Here is a 22,331-nt window from a genome sequence, read left to right as displayed (position 1 = left end):
ACGCATGAGAATCACACTGTCCCAGCGCGGTGAACCGGACTGGCAGATCGCCTCCGAGCTCGCCCACCAGGTCTTCGCCAAGCAGTACCGGGCCAGCGTCCGGCCCGACCCCGACGGGTTCCTGGCGTTCTTCGACGAGGCGGAGGACGGCACCGAACAGGCCCTGGCCTGCGCGGGGCTTTCCTTCCCCGAGGGGGACACCCCTCTCCTGCTCGAACGCTATCTCGACCGGCCCGTCGAAGACGTCCTCAGCGACGAGGCCGGTGTCCAGGTCAAGCGCTCGCAGGTCATGCAGATCGGCAACGTCGCCTCCGTACGGGCGAGCGCCGGCGGCGAGATCATCAGGGCCATCCCCCTGATCATGGCCTGCCTCGGCCGCCCGTACGCGGTGATGACGATGACCGGCCGGCTCGCCCAGCTGATGGAACGCCTCGGCTGCGTCTTCCACCCGCTCGTCGACGCCTCCCGCGACCGCCTCACCGCAGAGGAGGCCGACCAGTGGGGCTCGTACTACGACACCCGGCCGGTCGTCGGCTGGGCCGAGGCCGCCGAGCAGAGCACCCTGCTGCTCGCCGCGATCGGCCGCTACTGCTTCGAATCGGTCGACATGCGGTTCGTCGCGAACCGCCCCGAGCAGAAGGTGCTGACCCGTGCTGCCTGACACCGAGCGCACCAGCCTGACCGCCGGACTCCTGCGGCAGGCCGACAGCGACGCCGTGATGCTGCGGGTCCTGGTCCCCGACGACGCTCCCGCCGGCAGCGTCCCCGCCGAGTGGACCTACCGCCAGATCATCGGCGCCTCCCTGCGCCTCGCCCGCCGCCTGGGGGAGTGGGCCGCCGAACACGGCCGGCCCGCCCGGGTCGGGCTCCTCGCGGAGAACTCGCCCGAGTGGGTCGTCGCCGACCTCGCCGCCCTGTTCGCCGGGGCCGTCGAGATCCCCGTTCCCACCGCCTTCGCCGCCGAACAGGCCGCCTCCCTCCTGGAGTCCGCCGACCTCTGCCTCGTCGACGACGCCGGCACCCGCGCCCTCGCCCGCTGGGCCGACACCTCCACCGTCAAGGTGCTGGGCGGCGGCTGCGAAGTGCGGCCCGTCGACCTGCCCGCCCTGCTCGCCGAGCCGTTCCGGACCGCCGACCTGCGCAACCCCTCCGGCGAGGAGGGGGTCATCAAGGTCATCCACACCTCCGGCACCACCTCCGCGCCCAAGGGCGTGCAGATCCGCCGGCACGGCCTGGACGCCCTGCTCACCTCGCTGCGCGCCCGCACCGGCACCGCGCTGTTCGAGCGGTACCTCTCCATCGTCCCGCTCAGCCTCCTCATCGAGCAGGTCGCCGGCCTCTACATGCCGTTCCTCGCCGGCGGCTCGGTCTCCTTCCTGCCGCCCGGCACCGCCCTGGTGGGCACCGCCGCCGACGCCGGACCCCGGATGCTCTCGCTGCTGCGCCAGGCCCGGCCCACCGCGCTCGTCGTCCCGCCCACCGTCGCCGGGCTGTTCCTCGCGCTGTGCGAGGAGGCGCCCGGGGAGAGCGTCACCGAGCGGCACCTGCGGATCTTCGGCCACGAGGGCCCGGTCTTCATCGCCTGCGGCGGCGCGCCCGTGCCCGCCGAGATCCTCCAGCGCCTCGACGCCTTCGGGCTCACCGTCCACGAGGGCTACGGACTGAGCGAGAACTCCTCCGTCGTCTCCTGGAACTTCCCCGGCGAGGTCAGGTTCGGCACCGTCGGCCGCCCGCTGGACCACGTCCAGGTCGAGCTGGCCGAGGACGGCGAACTGCTCATCCGCAGCACCTCGCTGTTCGCCGGCTACACCCGCGAGGACCCCTCCAGCGTCGTCGTGGACGAACAGGGCAGGCTGCACACCGGCGACCTCGCCGAGATCGACGAGGACGGCTACCTCCGGATCACCGGCCGCAAGAAGAGCCTCATCATCACCGCCGGCGGACGCAACGTGTCCCCGGAATGGGTCGAGGCCCGCTACCGCGAACTCGGCTTCGTCCGCGAGTCCGCGATCGTCGCCGACGCCCTGGAAGAGGTCCACGGCCTCTTCGTCGTCGAGGCCGGCCTCGACCCGGACACCGCCCGCGAGCGCATCGACGCCTTCGGCCGGGAACGGCTCTCCACCATCGAACGCGCCGCCGTCGTCCACCTCATGACCGAGGACGACCCCGACTACACCCGCTGCTTCACCGTTACCGGCCGCCCGCGCCGCGACGTCATCCGCGACCACGTACTGACCGGCCGCACGCCGGCCGCACCGACGCCCCACGAGGAGAAGGTATGAGCACCACCGTGAAGACCACCCCCTACGGCACCGGCAGCGGCCTGCTGGTCGAACCCGTCGCCGGCGGCTCGCTGGCCGACGTCGACCGCAAGGAACTCCTCGACCTGCTGGCCGAGGCGGGCTTCCTGCTGCTGCGCGGCTTCGACTCGGACATGACGTCGTTCACCGCGCTCGTCCAGAACACCTCCGTCTCCACCACCCTCGACCCCGCCCGCGACTTCTACTCCGAGGTCGCCCAGAAGGTCGACGCCGGCTTCGACGAGGTCGGGCTGCACACCGAGAACGGCAACAGCCCCTTCCGCTCCCACCTCGCCTGGTTCTTCTGCGAGAAGGCCGCCTCCTCCGGCTCCCAGACCACCGTCTGCGACGGCTACCGCGTCTGGGACGCCCTGTCCCCGGCCGCCCGCGAGGCGTTCGCCGCACAGGACATCGTCTACAGCCGCTACGTCGCCGAGCCCCAGTGGCGCGCGATGGCCCACCACCTGCTCGGCGGCACCAAGCCCGCCGAGGAGATCGAGGTCTCCGAACTGCTCGCCCTCACCGAGCAGCTGGCCGGCACCACGATCACCCCGGAGGAGGACGGCGGCATCCGCTACGCCTTCCGTACCCCGGCGGCCGACTCCACCGTGTTCGGCTCGCGCCCGTCCTTCGCGAACAGCATCCTGGGCCCGTCCTTCAACTACGAGAAGCCCCGGATCACCTTCGCCGACGGCACCGAGTTCTCCCCCGAACTCCTCGCCGAGATCGAGACGGTGACCGCCCTGGTCACCGAGAACCTCGACTGGCAGCACGGCGACGCGGCCGTCATCGACAACACCCGCGTCATGCACGGCCGCCGGGCCATCACCGACCCGGACCGCACCATCTACAACGCCCTGAGCTACATCGAGGCACAGGCCGCCTGACGGGACCGCCCGAGAGGACGCCATGAACACCGACCGCACCGCACCCGGCACCAGCCTGTCGAAGGACACCTCCGGCAGCGCCCCGCCGGACCCCCGCCGCTGGCGCCTGCTCGCCTTCGTCGGACTCGCACAGTTCATGGTCCTCCTGGACACGACGGTGGTGAACCTCGCCCTGCCCGCCATCCAGGCGGACCTCGGGGCGAGCGCCACCGGCGTCGAGTGGATCCTCACCGGATACATCCTCTGCTTCGGCGGACTGATGCTTCTCGGCGGCCGCACCGCCGACCGCTGGGGCCGCCGGCGTACGTTCCTGCTGGGCGCCGCCCTGTTCACGGGTGCCTCCCTGTGGTGCGGCGTCGCCGGCGGTACGGGCGTGCTCATCGCCGCCCGTGCCATTCAGGGCTGCGGCGCGGCCTTCCTCTCGCCCGCCGCGATGTCCCTGGTCACGACCATCTTCCCGAAGGGCAAGGAGCGCACCACCGCCCTCGCGGTGTGGGCGGCGCTCGCCGGTCTCGGCGGCACGCTCGGCGTCGTCGTCGGCGGCCTGATCACCGACAGCCTCAGCTGGCGCTGGATCTTCTACATCAACATCCCGTTCGGCGTGGTCGCCGTCGCCGGTGTCGTCGCGCTCTCGCGGGGCCGCGCCGAGAGCCGGTCGGCCACCGCCTCGCGCCCCGACGTGCTCGGCGCCGTCACCGTCACCGGGGGCCTGGCCGCCCTCGTGTACGCCATCGTCAACATCCAGGAGCACGGCTGGGGCTCGGCGGCGTACGTCGTGGTGCCCGCGGTGGCCTCCGTCGCGCTGCTCGCCGGGTTCGTCCTGGTCGAACTGCGCGCCCCCGACCCGCTGATGCCGATGCGGCTGTTCACCACCCGCTCCCTGGTCACCGCGTCCGTCGGCCGCGTCCTGACCAGCGCGGTGCAGGCCGCCGTGCTCTTCCTGGCCAGCTACTACCTCCAGCGCACCCTCGGCTACTCGACCCTGAAGGCCGGGTTCGCCTTCCTGCCGCTCGGGGTCATCGCCATCGCGATCACCGCACCGGCCACCCGCGTCATGCACCGCTCCGGACCGCGCCCCGTGTACCTCGCGGGCGGCGTGGGCTCCGTACTAGGCCTGATCCTGCTCACCCGGGCCCCCGAGCACGGCAGCTACCTGCTCGACCTGCTGCCGGCGCTGCTCCTGCTGGGCGCCGCGATGCAGTGCTGCACCATCCCCGTCAACGTCCACGGCGTGTCCGACGTACCGCAGGAGCAGCAGGGCATCGCGTCCGGCGTGCTCACCGCGGCCTTCCAGGTCGGCGCCTCGCTCGGCGTCGCCACCATCGCCACCAGCGCCATGACCCGTACCACCGGCGAACTCGCCCACGGCACCGCCCCGGCCGCCGCCTGGCTCGACGGACTCCACCTGGGCTTCTGGATCGCGGCCGGCATCGCCGTACTGAACCTCGTCAACGCCTTCGTCGGCCTGCCCGGCCGACGGCGCGCCCCGGCCGGGGCGCGGCAGCAGACAGCCTGAACCCGCCCGACCCCACAACGACAGGAGATCTCCATGGCCAGCCCGGGAGACGTACTGCGCCTCGGCGACGACCGGCTCACCTTCCTCACCACCGCGGCCCAGTCGGGCGGCGCGTACGTCGAGGTGGCGGTGGACTACGCACCGGCCGTCATCAAGCCGCCCGCCCACTACCACCCCAAGCAGACCGAGCGGATGCAGGTGCGCAGCGGCCGGCTGAACCTGCTGCTCGACGGCGAACTCCACGAGTACGAGGCCGGCGACGAGTTCCACATCCCGCCGGGGGCCGTCCACTCGCTGTGGAACCCGGGCCCCGAGCACACCCGGATCGTCTGGCGCACCACCCCCGCCTACCGCACCGAGACCGTGTTCGAGACCCTGTGGGGCCTGACCAACGAGGGCCGGCTGCGCCCCGACGGCACCCCGCGCCTCCAGATGCCGTTGCTGGCGCTGGGCTTCCGCGACGAGTACCGGGTGGTGACCGGGCGTCCGTTCCTGGTCGACATGGCGCTGTGCGCGGCACTCGCCCCCGTATCGCTGGCCTGCGGTTACCGCTCCTCGTACCGGCCCGAGCAGCACCCCGAGGACCACCTGGCCGACCGTCAAGGGGCACACCAGTCCGTCTGATTCCGGCCGGTGGCCGATTTCTCCAGTCGCGCGCGAGGGGGAAGCGAGGTGTGCTCCCTAGCGTCTGCGGCAACGGACACGGCTACGCGTGGAGGAATCGGACATGGCCAGCGAAGAGCACGGATTCACTCTCCCCGGCGCGGATCTCCCGGCGCCCGACGCCGACCTGCGTGCCCGGCGCGAGGCGGTCGTCGCCGCCCACACCATCGCGGAGACGGTGTGGGACATCCCGGGTGTGATGGCCACCTTCCCGCGCGGTGCGGTCTACCGCGTCCAGGCGTTCGAGGAGAGCCCCTTCGTCGGTGAGGAAGCCATCCGCAAGGGCTACTTCAACGACATGCAGGCCGCGTTCCCGAACCTGGAGCACGAGCTGCACCACGTGCACCACACGCCGACCGCGGTGATCCTGGAGGCGCAGGCGCGCGGCAAGCAGGAGGCCGACTGGCGCGACATACCCAACAAGGGCAAGTCGATCGACGCGCCCGTGGCGGTCTTCTTCCACTTCGACGGCGACGTGCTGATCGACGAGACGCTCTACTTCGACGTCGACACCTTCAAGCGTCAGCTCGGCTGACGGCTGCGCACGCCCGGTGATCGCGGGGCCCGGCCAGGACGCCGGGCCCCGCGGTGCTATGTGCGGCGCGGCGGCTCCACCGGGGGTCAGGCGGGATTCGAGCGCGCGTCGAGCGGCCGTCCATAGCCTCGGCCGAGTCGGCCCGTGACCGTACTCAGAAAGGATGCTCGGATGAGCACCGCTAACCCCCCAACTCCGGCCACAGGGAAGCAGGGAGTGGTCTTCTGGGCCATCCTCACGACCAGTGTCGCTTCCTTCATGGCGGGCCTGGACAACCTGGTCATCATCACCGCGCTGCCCACCATCAGCGAGAAGCTGGGCGGCAGCCTCAGTGACCTCGAGTGGACGGTCAACGCGTACACGCTGTCCTTCGCCGTCCTCATGATGTTCGGCGCCGCGCTCGGCGACCGCTTCGGCCGGCGCAAGGTCTTCTCGCTCGGTCTGCTGCTCTTCACCGGCGCCTCCGCGGCCGCCGCGCTCGCCCCGGGCGTCAACGAGCTGATCGCCGCCCGCGCCGTCCAGGGCGCCGGCGCGGCCATCATCATGCCGCTGTCCGTGACGCTGCTGACGGCCGCCGTCCCCGCCGAGAAGCGCGGTGCCGCGCTCGGCATCTGGGGCGCGGTCAACGGCCTGTCGATCGCCGCGGGCCCGCTCGTCGGCGGCGCCATCGTCGAGCACATCTCCTGGCAGTGGATCTTCTGGCTCAACGTGCCCATCGGCCTGGCCCTGGCCCCGCTGTCCTGGGCCAAGCTCAAGGAGAGCCGGATCGCGAACTCCCGGCTCGACGCGATCGGCACGATCCTGGCGAGCGCCGGCCTGTTCGGCATCGTCCTCGGCCTGATCAAGGGCCACGAGAAGGGCTGGACCTCCGCGTTCACCCTGTCCGCGCTGATCGGCGGCGCGGTCGTCATGGCCGCCTTCGTGGTGTGGGAGAACCACACCGAGCACCCCATGGTCCCGATGCGCCTGTTCCGCATCCGGGCGTTCACCGCGATCAACCTGGCCGGCACGCTGATGTCGGTCGGCATGTTCGGCGCGATCTTCCTGATGACCCAGTTCCTGCAGAACATCCAGGGCTACACGGCGATGGAGGCCGGCGTGCGGCTGCTCGCCTGGACGGCGATGCCGATGGTCGTGGCGCCCATCGCGGGCATGGTCTCCGACCGTATCGGCGGCAAGCCGGTGGTCACCCTCGGCCTCGCCCTGATGACGGCGGGCATGGTCTGGTGGGCGTTCGTCCTCGACCCCGGCGTCAGCTACGTCGCCCAGCTGCCGTCCCTGATGATCTGCGGCGCGGGCATGGCCATGTTCTACGCCCCGCTGATGAACCTGACCATGGGTTCGGTGGCCGAGCACGAGCAGGGCATCGCCTCCGGTGTCACGGCCGCCACCCGTGAGGTCGGCGCCGCGCTCGGTGTCGCCCTGCTGGCGTCCATCTTCAGCGCCAACGGCGGTTACGCCTCCCCGCAGAACTTCGTCGACGGCCTGGTGCCGGCGATGTGGGTCGGCGCGGTGGCCGTCGCCCTGGCCACGTTCTCGATGCTCATCGCCCCCGGCCGCCGTGCGGCGGAGACCACCGTGGCGGCGAAGGCGGCGACGGTTGCCGCCACCCCGGCTCCGGCCCAGGAACCGGAACCGGCGACCCAGTCCCGCTGACCGAAGCGGCCGACCCCCTGCCCCCTCCCGAGAGGTACCGAGGAAGCAAGCATGGCTATCGAGGAGATGAAGGTCCGCGACGCCTTCCGCATCACGCCGTCGCAGCTGTCGGACAACCGTGGCCTCTTCTTCGAGGCGTGGCGGCTCAGCGAGCTGACCGACGCCACGGGCCAGACGTTCTCGGTGGGGCAGGTCAACTACTCGGTCTCCAAGCGGAACACGCTGCGCGGCATCCACGGCACGACCCTGCCCCCGGGGCAGGCCAAGCTCGTGACGTGCGTGCGCGGCGCGGCGCTGGACGTCGTGGTCGACCTGCGGGTCGGCTCGCCGACGTTCGGCATGTTCGACACGACGCTCCAGGAGGCGGGCTCGGGCATCGGCGTCTACCTCGCCGACGGCCTGGGCCACGCCTTCCTGGCGCTCACCGACGACACGTGCATGAACTACCTGTGCACCGAGGAGTACGTGCCCGGCACGATGGTCGACATCCAGGCGCTCGACCCCGCGCTGGGCATCCCGTGGAACACCACGGAGCCCCTCATCAGATCCGAGAAGGACGCGGCGGCCCCCACCCTCTCGGAGGCCGTCGCCCAGGGCCTGCTGCCCACGTACGAGCAGGCCCGCGCCTCGTACGTCCCGGCCGGGAAGGCCCGCGCATGAGCACGGTCGCCGTCCTCGGCACCGGCATCGTCGGCATCACCCTCGCCACCGGCTTCGCCCGGGCCGGCCACACCGTGCTGGTCGGCTCGGGCCACCCGGACCGCCCGCAGGAGGCCCTGACCGCCGCCGGCGTCCGCGTGGCCGCCCACGCGGACGCCGCCGGGGCGGCGGACGTCGTCTTCAACGCCACCCCGGGCGAGGTGGCCGCACAGTTCCTGGCCGGCCTCGCCCCCGCCCTGCGCGGCCGGGTCCTGGCGGACGTCTCCAACGCGGCGGTACGCGGCCCGGACGGCTTCCCGACCGGCCCCCTGGACCCGGACACCAGCGTGGCCGAGGAGATCCAGCGCGCCCTTCCCGACACCCGCGTGGTCAAGACCCTAAACACGATGGACCAGCGCGTCATGACGGACCCGTCCGTCCTCCCGGCCCCGCCCACCGCCTTCCTGGCCGGCGACGACCCGACTGCCAAGGCCGCCGTCACCGCCCTCCTGCACGACGTGGGCTGGCACGACGACTGGCTCCTGGACCTGGGCCCCCTGACGGCCGCCCGCGCCCTGGAGGCCAGTTACGTGATGCTGGGCCCGATCATCAGACGTCACGGCATGGCCCCGTTCAGCCTGGCGATCGCGCACTGAGGCGTATACGGGCTTGCTCTTGTCGATGCGCTCCGAGATCGTTGACCCGGGGCGGACACCGGCGTCAGGTATTTGCCCCCGGAACCGAAACGAGGGGGAGCACTCATGGCTCGATGCAAGGCATGCCCTGAGCGCAAGGGCGAGTGCCGCACGTGCAAGGGCAGCGGAAAGACCTACGGATGGGGCGGCCAGCGCAAGTGCGACAAGTGCGGGGGCGACGGCGTCTGTTGCGGATGTAACGGCAAGGGATACACCTCCGACTGGTAGCAGCCGTTCGCGAACCCACACGGCCCGGAGTCACGGGAAACGACTCCGGGCCGCAGGCCCGCCCCGCCGGTCTCAGGGCCGGAACCGGGTCTGGCTGAACTCGTCGCCGCGGCCGAACGCCAGGATCTTCGACGGCCGGACGGCGAACACCGGGACCACTTCGCCCGCCCTGCCCGAGGTCTCCGGCTGGGGCCCCTCCGGCCGGTGCCGGAAACCGTCCTCGACGGCGTCGTACGGCCACCGGATCTTCGCCATCCACAGCTCGGCGAGGCGTTCCAGCGTCGGGAGGCCGGTGACGCGTACCGCCGGACCCTCGACGACGACGTCGAGCCCCTGCCCGTAGGCGTTGTTGCCGGTCGTCAGCACGCAGTTCGGGTTGCGGGTGAGGTTGCGGCCCTTCTGCTCCTCGAGGCCCGTGGAGAAGTGCAGCGCGCCGTCGAGCCACATCGCCGGCAGCGGTGACACGTGCGGCCGGCCGTCGGGGCGGACCGTCGAGATCCAGAACATCTCGGCCTGTTCGAGAACGGCCACCACCTCGGCCCACGGAGTCGCCGCGGCACCGGCGCTGCTGTAGCCGGGGTGAAGCTCGGCCTCGGGTTCGTCGGTCATGATTCCCCTGTCCTGTCACTGGTCGACGCGGTCCTCGGGCAGGACAAGTCTGCGCATGAACCGGCGGTCGCGGCGACGCGAGGCACTCGCCGCCCCAGGAGTCACCGAAACTTCTGCTCCGCCGAGCGCGCACCGGCGCTACGCCGCCGTGGCCGGCTCCCGCTCCGCGCCCGCGCCCGCGTCCGCGCCCGCGCCCGCCGTCCTCCCCGCGCCCCGCAGCCACGTGAGGGACAGCAGGCCCGCCCCGGCCATGACAGCGGACGCGCCGACGGCCGCGATGCTCATCCCGTGCGTGAAGGCGTCGCGCGCCGCCGCCAGCACGGCGTCGGCCGACGCGTGCGGCAGGTGTGCCGCGACGGCCGTGGCACCGCCCAGCGTCTCGCGTACGGCGTCGGCCTGCGGTACGCCGGAGGGCAGCGCACCCGCCATGTCCCGGCTGTAGGCGGCGGCCCCGACGGACCCCAGGATCGCCATGCCCAGCGCGCCGCCCAGCTCCTGGCCCGACTCCAGCACGGCCGCCGCCGACCCCGCGCGCTCCGACGGTGCCGCGCCCAGGGCGAGTTCGTTGGCCAGCGTCATCGCGGCCACCAGGCCGCCCGCGTACACGGAGGCGCCGGCGAGGACGAACCACAGCGCCGAGTCCGTCCGGACCTGGGACAGCCAGAGGAACCCGCAGGCGGAGACGAGGAATCCGCCTCCCATCACGTACGCCCGGTCGATCCGCTGCGCGAGCATGGCCCCGGCCGGGGCCATGCAGGCCACCCCGACGGACGGCACCAGACTCCACAGCGCGGCGCGGAACGGGTTCAGGCCGAGGACCGACTGCAGGTACTGGGTGACGAAGACGGCCATCCCGACCGTGGCGAACATCGCGAGGAGATTCGCGAGCACCGGCCCGCCGAAGGCCCGCCGGCCGAGCAGACCGAGGTCGATCATCGGATGCGGGGCGCGCCTCTGCCGCTGTACGAACACGGCACCGAGCACCAGCCCCGCACCGACGGCGAGCGCGGGCAGCGGCTCGTAACCGTGCCGGGACCACTCCTTGATGCCGTAGATGACCAGGAGGAGGGCCCCCAGGGACAGCACCGCGCTCAGCAGGTCGAAACGCGCGCTCCTCGCCGCCCGGGACTCCGGCACCAGGAACGGCACGAGGACGAGCAGCAGCGCCATCGCGGGCACGTTGATCAGGAACACCGATCCCCACCAGAAGTGCTCCAGCAGCAGACCGCTGACGACCGGCCCGAGCGAGATGCCCGTCGTCATCACGGCGGTCCACAGGCCAACCGCCCGCCCGCGCTGCCGGGCGTCGTGGAAGAGGTTGCGGATCACGCCGAGGGTCGACGGCATCAGGGCGGCGCCGCCCACACCGAGCAACGCCCGCACGGCGATGAGTAGTTCGGCCGTGTGCGCGTACGCGGCAGCCGCCGAGGCCACCGCGAAGAGGGCCGCTCCCACGAGCACCAGCTTGCGTCGGCCGAAGCGGTCACCGAGTGCACCCATTGGGATGAGCAGTCCGGCGAGCACGAAGCCGTACATGTCGAGGACCCACAACTGCTGGGTGGCGCTGGGCTCCAAGTCCTGGCTGATGTACGGAATCGCGAAGTACAGGACGGAGACGTCCATCGAGACGAGGGCCAGCGGCAGCATCAGGACGCCGAGGGCGGTCCATTCCTTGCGCCCAGCGCGGGGGCGGGATGTGTTGGTTTCCATGAACGGCAGGGAAGCGATACGCCCGCGTACACCGCAAGCGGCTGCCTAGTGCACCGGGGTTCGGCCCTTTTCCAGGGGCCCGTTGGCTCCCCAGCGCACTAGTACAGTACGGCCATGCCCGAGGAACCGCCCTACCTCCGCATCGCCGGGGAGATCCGCCGCCGCATCGCCGCCGGCGAGCTCTCCCCCGGGGACCGCGTCCCCTCCACCCGGCGCATCACGCAGGAGTGGGGCGTCGCCATGGCGACCGCGACGAAGGCGCTCGCCGCCCTGAACCAGGAGGGCCTGGTACGCGCCGTCCCCGGCGTCGGCACCGTCGTCGCCGAGTCCGGGCGCGCCCGGCCCGCGGCCCCGCCGCACGGCCTCACCCGGGACCGCATCGTGCACGCCGCGATCGCCCTCGCCGACGTCGAAGGACTCCCCGCGCTCTCCATGCGCCGGATCGCCACCGACTTCGGGGCCTCCACGATGGCGCTCTACCGCCACGTCCCGAACAAGGGCGAACTCGTACGGCTGATGTCGGAGACGGTGTTCGAGGGCGCTCCGCCCGGGCCGTGCCCGGCCGGCTGGCGGGACCGGCTGGAACGGGAGGTGCGATGGCTGTGGAGCCTGTACGTGCGCCACCCGTGGATGGCGCGAGTCCTGTCCGCCCTCACCCGCCCGACGGCCTCGACGCACGCGATGCGCTACACCGAACGGGTCCTCAGCGCCCTCAAGGGCCTGGGCCTGACGCCGACCCAGATGATCCACGTACACCTGGCTCTCCTCGGTTACGCGCAGGGCATCGCGGCGGCGGTCGAGCTGGAGTCCCAGGCGTGGCAGGAGACCGGGATGACCCCCGAGGAGTGGCTGGCCACCCACGAAACCCGGATGGAGACGATCCAGATCACCGGCTCCTTCCCGACCCTGTCCACGCTCTTCGGCGACGAGGGGTTCGACCTCGAACTCGACATGCTCTTCTCCTTCGGCCTCGAACGCCTACTGGACGGGGTCGCGGTGCTCGTCGAGCGGGCCGGGGGCCGCTGAGCAGGTCGTAGGCTCCTCCCCATGCCGCACACGCTTCCGTCGACCGAAGTACTGCTCTCCGCCCTGGGCGGGGCCCCCGCCCGGGCCGAACCCCTGGACAGCAGCCCCCGGTCACGGGTCTGGCGGGTGCGGCGGGCCGACGGGCGACCGGTGATCGTCAAGCAGATCACCGACGACGGGGACACCGGCGCCGACGCGGACGCCCGCTTCGCGCGGGAGCTCGCCGGACTGCGCCTGGCGGGCCGCGGCTCCGTGGCCCCCGCGCTGCTCGCCGCGGACCCGGCCGCGCGGGTGCTGGTCCTGGAGTACGTGGACGACCTCGGCCGGACCGATGACTGGATGCCCGGGTACGCCGACGCGCTCGCCCGGCTGCACGCCCTGACCGGTCCCGGTGACGCGGTCGCCCTTCCGGCCTGGACGGGCCCGACGGCCGCCGACGCGGAGTCCTTCCTCGCCCTGGCCGCCGCGCTCGACGTGCCCGTACCGGCCGCTGTCCCGGACGAACTCGCCGGTCTCCTCCAGCGCCTCGACCCCACCGGCCACCACGCGCTGCTGCACGGCGACCCCTGCCCCGGCAACGACCTGCGCACCGCCGACGGCGTCCGCTTCGTCGACTTCGAGCGGGCCTCGCTCGGCAACGGCCTGATGGAGCTCGCCTACTTCCGCATCGGCTTCCCCACCTGCTGGTGCGCCCTCTCGGTCACCGCGGCCCCGCTCACCGAGGTCGAGGCCGTCTACCGGACCACCTGGCGCGACGTCACCGGCACGGACGTCCCGGGCGACCTGGCCGACGCGTGCGCGGGCTGGCTGATCCAGGGCGACGCCCTCGTCGAACGCGCCCACCGGGGCACGGCGGACCAGCTCGCCCGGGTACCCGTCGAGGACTTCGAGTGGGGCTACGTCTCCGCCCGCGAACGCCTCGTCCACCGCCTGGGTGTGGTCGCCGGCCTGACCCGCCGCCACGACCACCTGCACGCGCTCGGCCGCCTCGGCTCCGCCATGGCGACCCGCCTCCTCGAACGCTGGCCGGGACTGCGGCCGCTGCCCACGGCGGACGCGCGGCCCTGGTACTGAGAGCTGTCAGGCGAAGGAGAAGCGCGCGGCGGCCTCCGCGGGTGTGGTCGCCCGGCGCCGGCCGGGGACGTCGTGGACGGCGGTCGCGCCCTCGGAGCGGAGCTGCTCGGCACCGGCGTCCCGGGCCATGAGGGCCGCGTAGGCGCGGACGTCCGAGGCGGTGAGGTCCGTGCGGCCCCTTTCGGCGTACTGCTGGAGGAGGCCGGCGACATCGGGATCGAAGCGCAGCATCGTCACCGGGGCGTCGAAGCGCCTGGCGAGGGCGATGAGGCGTGCGCGTGCCGGCGGTGTCACGTTGGTCGACTCGGCGATCGCGCTGTGCCCGGCGGCGAGCCTGGCGACGATCCTGCGGTCGCGCTCCTCGAAGATCCGCGCGTCCGCCGCGTCGGACTCCGCCTCCGCGGGTGAGCCGCCGAAGAGCTCCGCGCGGATCTCGTCGCTGGACACCACGGCCTCCGCGTCGATCTGCCGGCGCGCGATCAGGGCCCGGACGAAGCTGGTCTTGCCCGACGCCGGTGGGCCGACGAGGACGACGAGCCCTGCCGGCACCCGGATGGCCGGCGGGCCGTCGGACAGGTGGCGCATCGGTTCCCGCGGGTTCTTCGGCATGGGCCCAGCCTGCCGGATACGGGGGCGCCGGTCAGGCGGTCAGGCCCAGCGTGGCCAGACGGTCGGGGTCGGTGAGGATGTCGAGGCCGGTGACGCGGTCGCCCTGGATGGTGAACGACATGACGGACAGCGGCCGTTCCCCGTCGAACGAGACGACGCCGGGAGTGCCGTTGACCAGGACGAGGCGTGCGTCCGCCGCGAAGCGGGCGAAAGTGATCGCCTGGGACGCCACGTCGGAGGCGCCGCGCCGCAGGATGCTCGGGACGAGCGTGCCGCCGTCCGAACGCGCGACCACGTCGGGCGCGAGAACGGCCAGGAGCGCCTCGAAGTCCCCGCCCCGGGAAGCGGTCAGGAAGGCGTCCACGACATGGCGCTTGCGGGCCACGTCCGTGTCGGCCGTCGGGGCGGCGCCCTGGACCCGGCGTCGGGCGCGGCTGGCGAGCTGCCGGGTGGAGACCGTGGTCCGGCCGAGGACCGGCGCGATGTCGTCGAAGGGCACGTCGAACATGTCGTGGAGGACGAAGGCGAGGCGCTCGTCCGGGGACAGGTTCTGCAGCACGATCATGAGGGCGATGCCCACCGAGTCCGCGATCAGGACCTCCCGCTCGGGGTCGACGCGGGGCAGCGCGGTGACCACCGGGTCGGGAAGCCGGACGGACCCGTCCTGCTCGGGCAGCGGACTCTCCCGCCGCGAGGTGCGCGAGCGCAGCATGTCCAGGCACGTCCGGCCCACGACCGTGGTGAGCCAGGCCCCCAGGTTCTTCACGTCGCTCACGTCGGCGCGGCCGAGCTTGAGCCACGTCTCCTGGACGGCGTCCTCCGCCTCGGCGAGCGAACCCAGCATCCGGTAGGCCACCGCCCGCAGGCCGGGCCGCTCCGCCTCGAAACGGTCGGCCAGAAGAATTTCTTCGCTCACCTGTCACACCCCCGTGTCCGGATCCGTCGATCCAGTGTCAGACGCCAACGGATCACGAGGAGTACACCGGATGAACGCCGGAACCACCACTGCCCGGATGAAGAACCCCGCTCTGGTCCTGCCGGACGCGATGAAGGGCATCCAGAACATCTACAAGGCCATGTACCAGGGCGGTGTCTCCCCGCAGACCCTGGAACTGGTCCATTTGCGGGCCAGCCAGATCAACGGCTGCAGCGCCTGCGTGTTCGCCGGGGTGGCGGGCGCGAAGAAGCACGGCGAGAGCGACGAACGCCTCCACGCCGTGGCCGCCTGGCGCGAGGCGCCGTTCTTCACCGACGAGGAGCGCGCGGCCCTGGCCCTGACCGAGGCCGCCACCCGCATCGCCGACCGCTCCGGCAAGGCCGTCCCCGACGACGTATGGAACGAGGCCGCGGACCACTTCGACGAGGAACAGCTCTCCGCGATCATCCTGATGATCAGCCTCACCAACTTCTTCAACCGCATCAACACCACCATCGAGGAGCCCGCCGGCACCACCTGGTGACCGGGGATCGCGGGCTGATTCCCGGGGCCACGCGCGCATCACCCGTACGGCCCGATTCCGCTCGCGCACGGTGCGGGTAAGGACGGCCCGTCCGTCCCCGAGCGCCTCCCGGAGGCATCCGTGCCCGAAGTGAACAGTCCCTACAAGCCCGGCACCCCCTGCTGGATCGCCCTGATGGTCCCCGACCAGCAGGCCGCCATCGACTTCTACTGCGACCTCTTCGGCTGGCAGGGCGAGGTGGGCCCGCCCGAGCAGGGCGGCTACACCGTCTGCACGCTGAAGGGCAAGGCGGTCGCCGGGATCATGAAGGCGATGAACCCGGACGGTACGGTGCCGGACCCCATGCCGCCGACGGCGTGGACGACGTACCTCTCGACGGACGACATCGACGCCACCGTCGCCTCCGTCACCGACGCGGGAGGCCGGGTCGTCGTGCCCGCGATGGACGTCATGGACCTCGGCCGGATGGCCGTGATCTCCGACCCGGCGGGTGCGGTCTTCGGCCTCTGGCAGCCCGGCACGTTCGACGGGGCGGCCATCGTCAACGAGCACGGCGCGCTGATCTGGAGCGAGCTGACCGCGCCCGACCTGGCGGCCGCCTCCGCGTTCTACTCGGCCGTCCTGCCGGTGACGACGGCGCGCTCCGAGATGGAGGGCGCCGACGGCTACGTCGAGTTCCAGGTCGACGGGCGGGCGGTGGGCGGCATGATGGACATGAGCAAGATGCCGCCCGGCGTCCCGCCGAACTGGCAGCCGTACTTCAACGTGGACAGCGTGGACGACATCCAGGCCGCCGCCGTCCGCGCCGGGGGCCAGGTCCTGGCCCCCGCCTTCGACATGGTCGCCGGCCGCATGGCGGTCCTGGCCGACCCCCAGGGCGGGGCGTTCTCCGTCATCGCGCCGAAGCCGCACGAGGGTTCGGCCTGACGTGAACCGGGCACGTGGAGGCCCCCGCCTCCCCGCGCCCGGCCCCGCACACGTACGCGCGTGCGAAGATCGCGCGGTGAATGATTCGCACCCGCGCCTCGACGACCTGCGCTTCCGCCTCGCCGGTGACGCCGACCTCGCCTCCCTCGTGCGGCTGCGCGACGACGCGGCCCGCCGGCTGCACGCCCTGGGCGTCACCGGCCAGTGGCAGCCCGGCGAGCTGGGCGAGGACCACTTCGGCCGGATCATGGAGACCGGCGAGGTGTGGCTCGCGGAAGCCGGCGGCCGGGCCGTCGGGGCCTGGGAGCTGTGGTGGCAGGACGAGGACGCCTGGGGCCCGCAGCGGGTGCCCGCCGGTTACGTGCACCGGCTGATGGCGGACCGCGCCTGCGCCCCGCCCGGCACGGGCCGCCGGCTCCTGCGCGCCGCCGAACGCCGGGTGGCCGAGGCGGGGCGGACGACGGTGCGCCTGGACTGCCTGGCGGGCAACGAGCCCCTGACCGCGTACTACCTCGGTGCCGGTTACCGGGTGGTCGGCCGCAAGGAGGGCAAACCGCAGCCGGGCGGTACGCCGAAGTCGTTCACGCTGCTCGAAAAGGCGCTGGTGGGCTGACCGGCGCCGGCCGCCCCCGGGGGCGCGCTCAGCTCCGGCCGGGCGCGGACGCCTTCAGCGAGGGGGCGGCCTCCTCCGGGGCCGTGGCGGTTGCCGCGGGCTTGGACTTCGCCAGCCACAGGCCGGTGAACACGGCGGTGGCCAGGGTGACGGCACCGGCCGTGGTGAAGGCGCTGTCGAGGCCGGCCTCGAAGGAGGCGCCGCCCGACTGGCGGGTGCGGACGACGGCTCCGAGCAGGGCCACGCCGAGCACCGCGCCGATCTGCCGGGTCGTGCTGCTGATGCCCGAGGCGAGGCCGCCCTCCTGCGTGCTGACGGCCTGGATGGCGGCGCCGGTCAGGGGGGACATGGTCAGGGCGAAGCCGGTGCCCACGACCGCCAGCCGCCACCACACGGTCCCGTAACCGGTGTCGGCGTGCACCGCGCCGAGCCCCAGCAGCCCAAGGCCGGCCAGGGCCAGCCCCGCGGTGACCACGACGCGGAAGCCGTACCGGGCGGCGAGCCGGCCCGCGTACGGGCTGACGACCACCATCGCGAGGGACACCGGCAGCGTCTGGAGACCGGCGCGCAGGATCGAGCTGCCCTGGACGTACACGAAGAACTGGGAGAAGAAGAACGACGAGCCCATCAGCGCGAACCCGACCACGACCATCGCGGTGTTGGACACGGTGAACAGGCGTTCCCGGAACAGCCGCAGCGGCAGCATCGGCGCCGGGCGGCGTGCCTCGACGGCGACGAAGGCCGCGAGGAGGAGCGCCCCGGCGGTGAAGCTGCCCAGGATCAGCGGCGACGTCCAGCCGCGGGCGCCGCCCTCGATCAGCCCGTAGGTCATCGTCCCCACGCCGAGGACGGACAGCACGGTTCCGGGGATGTCGATCGTGGGGGCGCCGGGGTTGCGGCTCTCGTCGAGGCTGCGCACGCCGGCGACCAGGAGGATTACGCCGATCGGCAGGTTGACCAGGAAGATCGCGGGCCACCCGAACGCGTCCGTGAGCGCGCCGCCGGCCACCGGGCCCGCGGCGAGACCGATCCCGCTGAGCCCGGCCCACAGCCCGATGGCCTTCACGCGTTCCTGCGGCACGGGATACGCGGCGGCGAGCAGGGCGAGCGAGGCCGGGCTCAGCGCGGCGGCCCCGACGCCCTGGAGCACCCGGCCCGCGATCAGCCAGCCGAGCGAGGGCGCGAGAGCGCACACCGCCGAGGCGGCGGTGAACACCGCGACGCCGGTCAGGTAGACCCGCTTGCGGCCGAACCGGTCGGCGAAGACGCCCCCGGACAGCAGCAGCATCGCGACGAGCAGGACGTACGCGTCGACGATCCACTGGAGACCGGTGAGTTCGATGTGCAGCCCGTGCTGCATGTCGGGCAGCGCCGCTCCGACGATCGTGTTGTCGAGCAGGACCATGAACTGGCCCAGGCAGGTCACCGTGAGCAGCACGGCCCGGTGCGAACGACTGCCAACGGCCGCGGGTGAAGCCGCCATGGGGATTCCTCTCGTCGACGGACATGCGCGCCCGGTGGAGCACCCGACGCTTTAACGCAGTCAGCGACTGCGTTTGTCGACTGTAAGGCGGGTCGCCTCTTAAACGCAAGCGAGAACTGCTTTAAGGTGGTGGGATGAACGAGAAGGAGCGGACCCGACGGCCCGGCGGGCGCAGCGCCCGCGTCGGCGCGCAGGTGCACCAGGCCGTCACCGAGCTGATCGGCGAGCGCGGCTACGGCAACTTCACCGTCGGCGAGGTGGCGGCCCGCGCGGGCGTGGCCGACAGCAGCATCTACCGGCGGTGGGGCAACCTGGAGGCCCTGCTCAGCGACGTGGTGCTGAACCGGCTGAACACGCGCTCGCCGATGCCCGACACCGGAAGCCTGGCCGGCGACCTGCGTACGTACGCCGCCCAGGTGGCCCGCGAGATCACCGGACCCGACGGCCCGGTGCTGCTGCACCTCGCCGTCGCGCTGTCCGGCACGGGGGAGCAGGGCGTGCGCGCGCAGGAGGGCCTCCGGGCCGACCGCACCCGGCAGTTGCAGTCGATGCTCGACCGCGCCGGCGAACGGGGCGAGGACGCACCCGACGCGTTGGAGGTGCTGGACCACATCCTGGCCCCCATGTACATCCGCGTCCTGTTCGGCATGGGCCCGCTCACCCCGGAGTACGTCGACGGGCTGGTCGCCCGGCTGCTGGCGTTCCTGCCGGGCGATTCATGAGCGGCTAGCGGCTGGGGGCCACCTCGGCCTCCGGCCGCGCCCTACGGCTCCGCCGCCCCGGGAGCAGCAGTGGCGTGCCCAGGATCAGCACCCCCGCCACCGCGAGGGCGGTGCGCGGACCGGTGACGCCGGCGAGCAGTCCGGCGAGCGCGGTGAGGACGGCGACGGACGCCTGCTGCCCGATCGACCAGGCCGTGAGCGTGCGCGCGACGAGGTGCTTCGGGGTGTGTTCGAGGCGGTACGTGGACAGCACCGGCCCGTACAGGCTCATGTTGACGATGATGGCCAGCTCGACGGCCATCACCGTGACGAGCCCGACGACACCCGGCCGTACGAAAACCAGCCCGATCAGCCAGACCGCGCGCAGGGTGCCCACCGTCCGGAAGACCCGGTCGCGGCCGTGGCGGGCGACGACCGGGCGGGCCAGCCGCGAGCCGATGAGGCCGCCGAGGCACGGAGCGGCGAAGGCGAGACCGTACTGCCAGGGCGGGAACCCGAGCCGGCGCAGCAGGAGCACCGCCAGCAGCGGTTCGGTGGCCATGATCAGACCGGCGACGAGCACCTGGTTGAGGTAGAGCGCCCGCAGCACCGGATGGCCCATGATGTGCCGCCAGCCGGCGAGCAGCGCGCCCGCCCGCAGCGGGCCCCTGTCCTCGGCCCCCGGCGCCTCCTCCTTGCCCCGGATCGCGGTGATGCCCAGCGCGGAGAGCAGATAGCTGAGCGCGTCGGCCACCACGGTCGTGACCGGCCCGAACAGCCCGATCGCCGCGCCGCCGAGGGGCGGGCCGACCGCGATGGAGCTCCAGTTCGTGGATTCGAAGCGGGCGTTGGCGACGAGCAGGTCCTCCGGCCGCACGAGCGCCTTCAGATACGCGCCGCTCGCCGCGCCGAACGCGATCTTCGCCGCGGCGATCACCGCCGACACCACCAGCAGCTGGACGAACCCGAGCACCCCGAAGGCGTACGCCACCGGGATCGTCGCCATGGCCGCGAACCGGACGAGGTCCGTCCCGATCATGACCGGCCGCTTGCGCCGGAACTCCACCCACGGCGCGAGCGGCACCGCGATCACCGCCCCCACCGCCGGCCCCACGGCGGACAGCGCGGACACCTCGGCGGGCCCGGCGTGCAGCACCAGCACCGCGAGCAGCGGCAACGCCCCGAACCCCAGTCCGGACCCGTACGCGCTCACCGCGTACGCCGCCCACAACCAACCGAACGGCTTGCCCAGCGCTCTTCTGCCCACCATGCCTCACCCACAACCTGTATTTGGCAGGGGAGAGACAACCGTTCAGGAGAAGCACAGGTCAAACAACCGACGCGCCGATCAGCGACAACTGCTGGTTGTCATGCCCTGTGGGCGCGGCGCCCGATGGCCGGAGAGCTCAGAGAGACGGAAGCGCGGTCTCGGTCCGCTCGACGGCGAGGAGAACGGCGGTGAGCAGGCCGGGGAAGCGGGTGTCGAGGTCTTCGTGGCGCAGGGTGTTGACGCGGGAGTTTCCCGGTCCGGTCTCCTGGCGGATGATCCCCGCCTCCCGGAGCACCTTGAAGTGGGCGGAGAGGGTCGACTTGCTCAGGTCGATGCCGAAGCTCCCGCACGGCTTGCCGCCGGCCTCGACGAGGGTTCGCACGATCTGCATCCGGGCCGGCTCGGCCAGCGCGTGAAGCACGGCGTAGATGTTGATGTCTGCGGCGCGGGGGTGCTGGAGCGGCTTCACTGTGCGGTTCTCCCGGGTCGGACGCGATGTGTTCGTGAGGGTTGTCCGTGGCAGTGTTCGCTGGTTGGCGAACACCGGTTGACGACCCTCGGCTCTGTGTATACGTTAACCGATGTGTTCGCCAACAGGCGAACACGCGACCAACGACTATGACCCGACGAATACGTGCTGCCCGCACGCTGGGAGACCCTCATGGCTGAGATGAAGACCGCTGCCGCAGCCGCCGGAGGCCTGGTCACCGCCCTCGCCTTCGGCGGCATGTTCGCCGTCGCCAAATCGGCCTTCGGCCACGTGGATCCCTTCCACCTCACTCTGGCCCGCTTCGCGCTCGGCTCCGCGGTCTTCGTGATCGCCCTGCTGATCGTCGAGGGCCGCAGGGCGCTGCGTACCGACGGCAAGCTCCTCAAGCTCTGGGGGCTCGGCTCGCTCGGCTTCGCGGCCTTCAACCTCCTGACGTACGTGGGCCTCCAGTCCACCCCGGCTTCCACGGCCTCGCTGATCATGGCCGCGATGCCCGCCATCACCGTCATCGTGATGTGGGCCCGCACCGGGAAGCGCCCTACCGGCATCACCCTCGGCCTGGTCCTGCTCGCCCTGACCGGCGTCGCCATGGTCCTGGGCGACGGCAACCCGCTCGTCGTCCTCACCGGCGGCATCGGTGCGGGCGGCCTCGCCATCCTGGCCGGCGTGGTCGGCTGGGTCGTCTACACGACGGGCGCTGCCGGCTTCCCGGCCTTCTCCGTCCTGCGCTACACCGCCCTCACCAGCGTCCTGGGCACCGTCACCATCGCGGTCGTCACCCTCACCGCCGGCGCGGTGGACTGGATCCCCACCCCGTCCGCCGCCGACTACGCGGCCGACTGGTGGCAGATCCTCTACATGGCCGTCCCCGCCACCGCCGTCGCGATCCTCGCCTTCAACCACGCCACCCGCACCCTCGGCCCCGCGAACGGCGTCCTGTTCATCAACCTGGTTCCGATCACGGCCTTCGCCATCGAAGCGGTACGCGGCCACCGGCCCACGACCGCCGAACTCGCCGGCGTCGCGCTGACCCTCGCGGCCGTGATCGCCAACAACGTGTACAGCCGCCGAGCGGCGAAGCGGGCGCGCGGGGCGGCACCGGCCTCCGCCGCGGTGTCGGCACCGGCCTCCGCCGCCGACACCGGGAAGTCCCTCACGACGGCCGCATGACGACGGGTCCCGCCCTCGCCGGCGCCCGGGAGGTGAGCGCCACAGGATGGCGCTCACCTCCCGGGCGCCG

General features: G+C 72.3%; 23 protein-coding genes. 16 read left to right on the top strand and 7 right to left on the bottom strand.

Translation table 11 applies throughout. The annotated features are described in order from the left end of the window. Nucleotides 1–4 precede the first annotated feature (4 nt). From BLW14_RS32890 to BLW14_RS32850, 9 genes are all read left to right on the top strand, one after another. The gene (locus BLW14_RS32890) at nt 5–661 is read left to right on the top strand and encodes a thermostable hemolysin (protein WP_093711015.1); all 657 of its coding nucleotides are present in this window, start codon (nt 5–7) and stop codon (nt 659–661) included. Then, the gene (locus BLW14_RS32885) at nt 651–2,282 is read left to right on the top strand and encodes an AMP-binding protein (RefSeq protein WP_093711014.1); all 1,632 of its coding nucleotides are present in this window, start codon (nt 651–653) and stop codon (nt 2,280–2,282) included. Before BLW14_RS32890 ends, BLW14_RS32885 begins: the two co-directional genes overlap by 11 nt. Continuing rightward, entirely contained in the window at nt 2,279–3,187 is a 909-nt protein-coding gene (locus BLW14_RS32880; protein ID WP_093711013.1) for a TauD/TfdA family dioxygenase, read from the top strand. Before BLW14_RS32885 ends, BLW14_RS32880 begins: the two co-directional genes overlap by 4 nt. Before the next feature lie 22 nt (nt 3,188–3,209). Further along, nucleotides 3,210–4,703 (top strand): MFS transporter, encoded by a 1,494-nt coding sequence (locus tag BLW14_RS32875; RefSeq protein WP_093711012.1) that lies wholly within the window; start codon nt 3,210–3,212, stop codon nt 4,701–4,703. 33 nt (nt 4,704–4,736) lie between these two features. Beyond that, the gene (locus BLW14_RS32870; protein ID WP_093711011.1) at nt 4,737–5,327 is read left to right on the top strand and encodes a cupin domain-containing protein; all 591 of its coding nucleotides are present in this window, start codon (nt 4,737–4,739) and stop codon (nt 5,325–5,327) included. A 103-nt stretch (nt 5,328–5,430) separates the two neighbouring features. Continuing rightward, a complete protein-coding gene (locus tag BLW14_RS32865; RefSeq protein ID WP_093711010.1) occupies nt 5,431–5,901 on the top strand; it encodes a nuclear transport factor 2 family protein in 471 nt (156 codons plus the stop codon). A 171-nt stretch (nt 5,902–6,072) separates the two neighbouring features. Beyond that, nucleotides 6,073–7,557, top strand: coding sequence for a DHA2 family efflux MFS transporter permease subunit (locus tag BLW14_RS32860; protein ID WP_177154260.1), 1,485 nt, complete (start codon nt 6,073–6,075; stop codon nt 7,555–7,557). A gap of 51 nt (nt 7,558–7,608) precedes the next feature. Then, nucleotides 7,609–8,217 (top strand): dTDP-4-dehydrorhamnose 3,5-epimerase family protein, encoded by a 609-nt coding sequence (locus tag BLW14_RS32855; protein WP_093711008.1) that lies wholly within the window; start codon nt 7,609–7,611, stop codon nt 8,215–8,217. Continuing rightward, nucleotides 8,214–8,852: an NADPH-dependent F420 reductase gene (locus BLW14_RS32850; RefSeq protein WP_093711007.1), complete on the top strand. Its 639-nt coding sequence runs from the start codon at nt 8,214–8,216 to the stop codon at nt 8,850–8,852. The genes BLW14_RS32855 and BLW14_RS32850 overlap by 4 nt, the downstream gene beginning before the upstream one ends. Before the next feature lie 339 nt (nt 8,853–9,191). On the opposite strand, the gene BLW14_RS32845 is transcribed toward BLW14_RS32850, so the two are convergent. After that, on the bottom strand, nt 9,192–9,728 hold the full coding sequence (locus BLW14_RS32845) for a pyridoxamine 5'-phosphate oxidase family protein (protein ID WP_093711006.1): 537 nt from the start codon (nt 9,726–9,728) through the stop codon (nt 9,192–9,194). A gap of 138 nt (nt 9,729–9,866) precedes the next feature. Further along, a complete protein-coding gene (locus BLW14_RS32840; protein ID WP_093711005.1) occupies nt 9,867–11,438 on the bottom strand; it encodes an MFS transporter in 1,572 nt (523 codons plus the stop codon). A gap of 114 nt (nt 11,439–11,552) precedes the next feature. Here BLW14_RS32840 and BLW14_RS32835 point away from each other — a divergent pair, with 114 nt between their 5' ends. Together BLW14_RS32835 and BLW14_RS32830 are read left to right on the top strand one after the other, a co-directional pair. Continuing rightward, on the top strand, nt 11,553–12,464 hold the full coding sequence (locus BLW14_RS32835; RefSeq protein ID WP_093711004.1) for a TetR/AcrR family transcriptional regulator: 912 nt from the start codon (nt 11,553–11,555) through the stop codon (nt 12,462–12,464). A 21-nt stretch (nt 12,465–12,485) separates the two neighbouring features. Then, nucleotides 12,486–13,538: a phosphotransferase gene (locus tag BLW14_RS32830; protein WP_093711003.1), complete on the top strand. Its 1,053-nt coding sequence runs from the start codon at nt 12,486–12,488 to the stop codon at nt 13,536–13,538. Nucleotides 13,539–13,544: 6 nt separating this feature from the next. On the opposite strand, the gene BLW14_RS32825 is transcribed toward BLW14_RS32830, so the two are convergent. Together BLW14_RS32825 and BLW14_RS32820 are read right to left on the bottom strand one after the other, a co-directional pair. Next, complete coding sequence (locus tag BLW14_RS32825; protein ID WP_177154259.1) at nt 13,545–14,147, bottom strand: ATP-binding protein; 603 nt, start codon at nt 14,145–14,147, stop codon at nt 13,545–13,547. A gap of 31 nt (nt 14,148–14,178) precedes the next feature. Further along, nucleotides 14,179–15,063 carry a sigma-70 family RNA polymerase sigma factor gene (locus tag BLW14_RS32820; RefSeq protein ID WP_093711002.1) on the bottom strand — a complete coding sequence of 295 codons (885 nt, stop codon included), beginning with the start codon at nt 15,061–15,063 and terminating at the stop codon, nt 14,179–14,181. A 70-nt stretch (nt 15,064–15,133) separates the two neighbouring features. On the opposite strand from BLW14_RS32820, the gene BLW14_RS32815 reads away from it, so the two are divergent. From BLW14_RS32815 to BLW14_RS32805, 3 genes are all read left to right on the top strand, one after another. Then, nucleotides 15,134–15,607, top strand: coding sequence for a carboxymuconolactone decarboxylase family protein (locus BLW14_RS32815; RefSeq protein WP_093711001.1), 474 nt, complete (start codon nt 15,134–15,136; stop codon nt 15,605–15,607). 129 nt (nt 15,608–15,736) lie between these two features. Next, nucleotides 15,737–16,534 (top strand): VOC family protein, encoded by a 798-nt coding sequence (locus tag BLW14_RS32810; protein ID WP_093711055.1) that lies wholly within the window; start codon nt 15,737–15,739, stop codon nt 16,532–16,534. Between the two features lie 76 nt (nt 16,535–16,610). Further along, the gene (locus BLW14_RS32805; protein WP_093711000.1) at nt 16,611–17,147 is read left to right on the top strand and encodes a GNAT family N-acetyltransferase; all 537 of its coding nucleotides are present in this window, start codon (nt 16,611–16,613) and stop codon (nt 17,145–17,147) included. Between the two features lie 28 nt (nt 17,148–17,175). Here BLW14_RS32805 and BLW14_RS32800 read toward each other — a convergent pair whose 3' ends face one another. Continuing rightward, a complete protein-coding gene (locus tag BLW14_RS32800; protein WP_093710999.1) occupies nt 17,176–18,630 on the bottom strand; it encodes an MFS transporter in 1,455 nt (484 codons plus the stop codon). Nucleotides 18,631–18,764: 134 nt separating this feature from the next. Here BLW14_RS32800 and BLW14_RS32795 point away from each other — a divergent pair, with 134 nt between their 5' ends. Continuing rightward, the gene (locus tag BLW14_RS32795; RefSeq protein WP_093710998.1) at nt 18,765–19,352 is read left to right on the top strand and encodes a TetR/AcrR family transcriptional regulator; all 588 of its coding nucleotides are present in this window, start codon (nt 18,765–18,767) and stop codon (nt 19,350–19,352) included. Nucleotides 19,353–19,356: 4 nt separating this feature from the next. Here the strand turns inward: BLW14_RS32795 and BLW14_RS32790 are convergent, their stop codons facing one another. Further along, the gene (locus BLW14_RS32790; protein ID WP_093710997.1) at nt 19,357–20,601 is read right to left on the bottom strand and encodes an MFS transporter; all 1,245 of its coding nucleotides are present in this window, start codon (nt 20,599–20,601) and stop codon (nt 19,357–19,359) included. Between the two features lie 136 nt (nt 20,602–20,737). Next, on the bottom strand, nt 20,738–21,070 hold the full coding sequence (locus tag BLW14_RS32785) for an ArsR/SmtB family transcription factor (protein ID WP_256333055.1): 333 nt from the start codon (nt 21,068–21,070) through the stop codon (nt 20,738–20,740). Nucleotides 21,071–21,262: 192 nt separating this feature from the next. On the opposite strand from BLW14_RS32785, the gene BLW14_RS32780 reads away from it, so the two are divergent. After that, a complete protein-coding gene (locus BLW14_RS32780; protein ID WP_143052038.1) occupies nt 21,263–22,261 on the top strand; it encodes a DMT family transporter in 999 nt (332 codons plus the stop codon). Nucleotides 22,262–22,331 lie beyond the last annotated feature (70 nt).

This window comes from Streptomyces sp. 2131.1, assembly GCF_900105515.1.
GTDB classification, from domain to species: Bacteria; Actinomycetota; Actinomycetes; order Streptomycetales; family Streptomycetaceae; genus Streptomyces; species Streptomyces drozdowiczii.
This window is presented reverse-complemented; position numbering and strand designations above follow the sequence as displayed.

Coding starts and splice junctions, on each gene's coding strand:
- BLW14_RS32860 (WP_177154260.1), top strand. CDS start 6,073: ATGAGCACCGCTAACCCCCCAACTCCGGCCACAGGGAAGCAGGGAGTG.
- BLW14_RS32825 (WP_177154259.1), bottom strand. CDS start 14,147: ATGCCGAAGAACCCGCGGGAACCGATGCGCCACCTGTCCGACGGCCCG.
- BLW14_RS32780 (WP_143052038.1), top strand. CDS start 21,263: ATGGCTGAGATGAAGACCGCTGCCGCAGCCGCCGGAGGCCTGGTCACC.
- BLW14_RS32790 (WP_093710997.1), bottom strand. CDS start 20,601: ATGGTGGGCAGAAGAGCGCTGGGCAAGCCGTTCGGTTGGTTGTGGGCG.
- BLW14_RS32840 (WP_093711005.1), bottom strand. CDS start 11,438: ATGGAAACCAACACATCCCGCCCCCGCGCTGGGCGCAAGGAATGGACC.
- BLW14_RS32795 (WP_093710998.1), top strand. CDS start 18,765: ATGAACGAGAAGGAGCGGACCCGACGGCCCGGCGGGCGCAGCGCCCGC.
- BLW14_RS32870 (WP_093711011.1), top strand. CDS start 4,737: ATGGCCAGCCCGGGAGACGTACTGCGCCTCGGCGACGACCGGCTCACC.
- BLW14_RS32865 (WP_093711010.1), top strand. CDS start 5,431: ATGGCCAGCGAAGAGCACGGATTCACTCTCCCCGGCGCGGATCTCCCG.
- BLW14_RS32850 (WP_093711007.1), top strand. CDS start 8,214: ATGAGCACGGTCGCCGTCCTCGGCACCGGCATCGTCGGCATCACCCTC.
- BLW14_RS32845 (WP_093711006.1), bottom strand. CDS start 9,728: ATGACCGACGAACCCGAGGCCGAGCTTCACCCCGGCTACAGCAGCGCC.
- BLW14_RS32875 (WP_093711012.1), top strand. CDS start 3,210: ATGAACACCGACCGCACCGCACCCGGCACCAGCCTGTCGAAGGACACC.
- BLW14_RS32880 (WP_093711013.1), top strand. CDS start 2,279: ATGAGCACCACCGTGAAGACCACCCCCTACGGCACCGGCAGCGGCCTG.
- BLW14_RS32830 (WP_093711003.1), top strand. CDS start 12,486: ATGCCGCACACGCTTCCGTCGACCGAAGTACTGCTCTCCGCCCTGGGC.
- BLW14_RS32815 (WP_093711001.1), top strand. CDS start 15,134: ATGAACGCCGGAACCACCACTGCCCGGATGAAGAACCCCGCTCTGGTC.
- BLW14_RS32855 (WP_093711008.1), top strand. CDS start 7,609: ATGGCTATCGAGGAGATGAAGGTCCGCGACGCCTTCCGCATCACGCCG.
- BLW14_RS32800 (WP_093710999.1), bottom strand. CDS start 18,630: ATGGCGGCTTCACCCGCGGCCGTTGGCAGTCGTTCGCACCGGGCCGTG.
- BLW14_RS32835 (WP_093711004.1), top strand. CDS start 11,553: ATGCCCGAGGAACCGCCCTACCTCCGCATCGCCGGGGAGATCCGCCGC.
- BLW14_RS32890 (WP_093711015.1), top strand. CDS start 5: ATGAGAATCACACTGTCCCAGCGCGGTGAACCGGACTGGCAGATCGCC.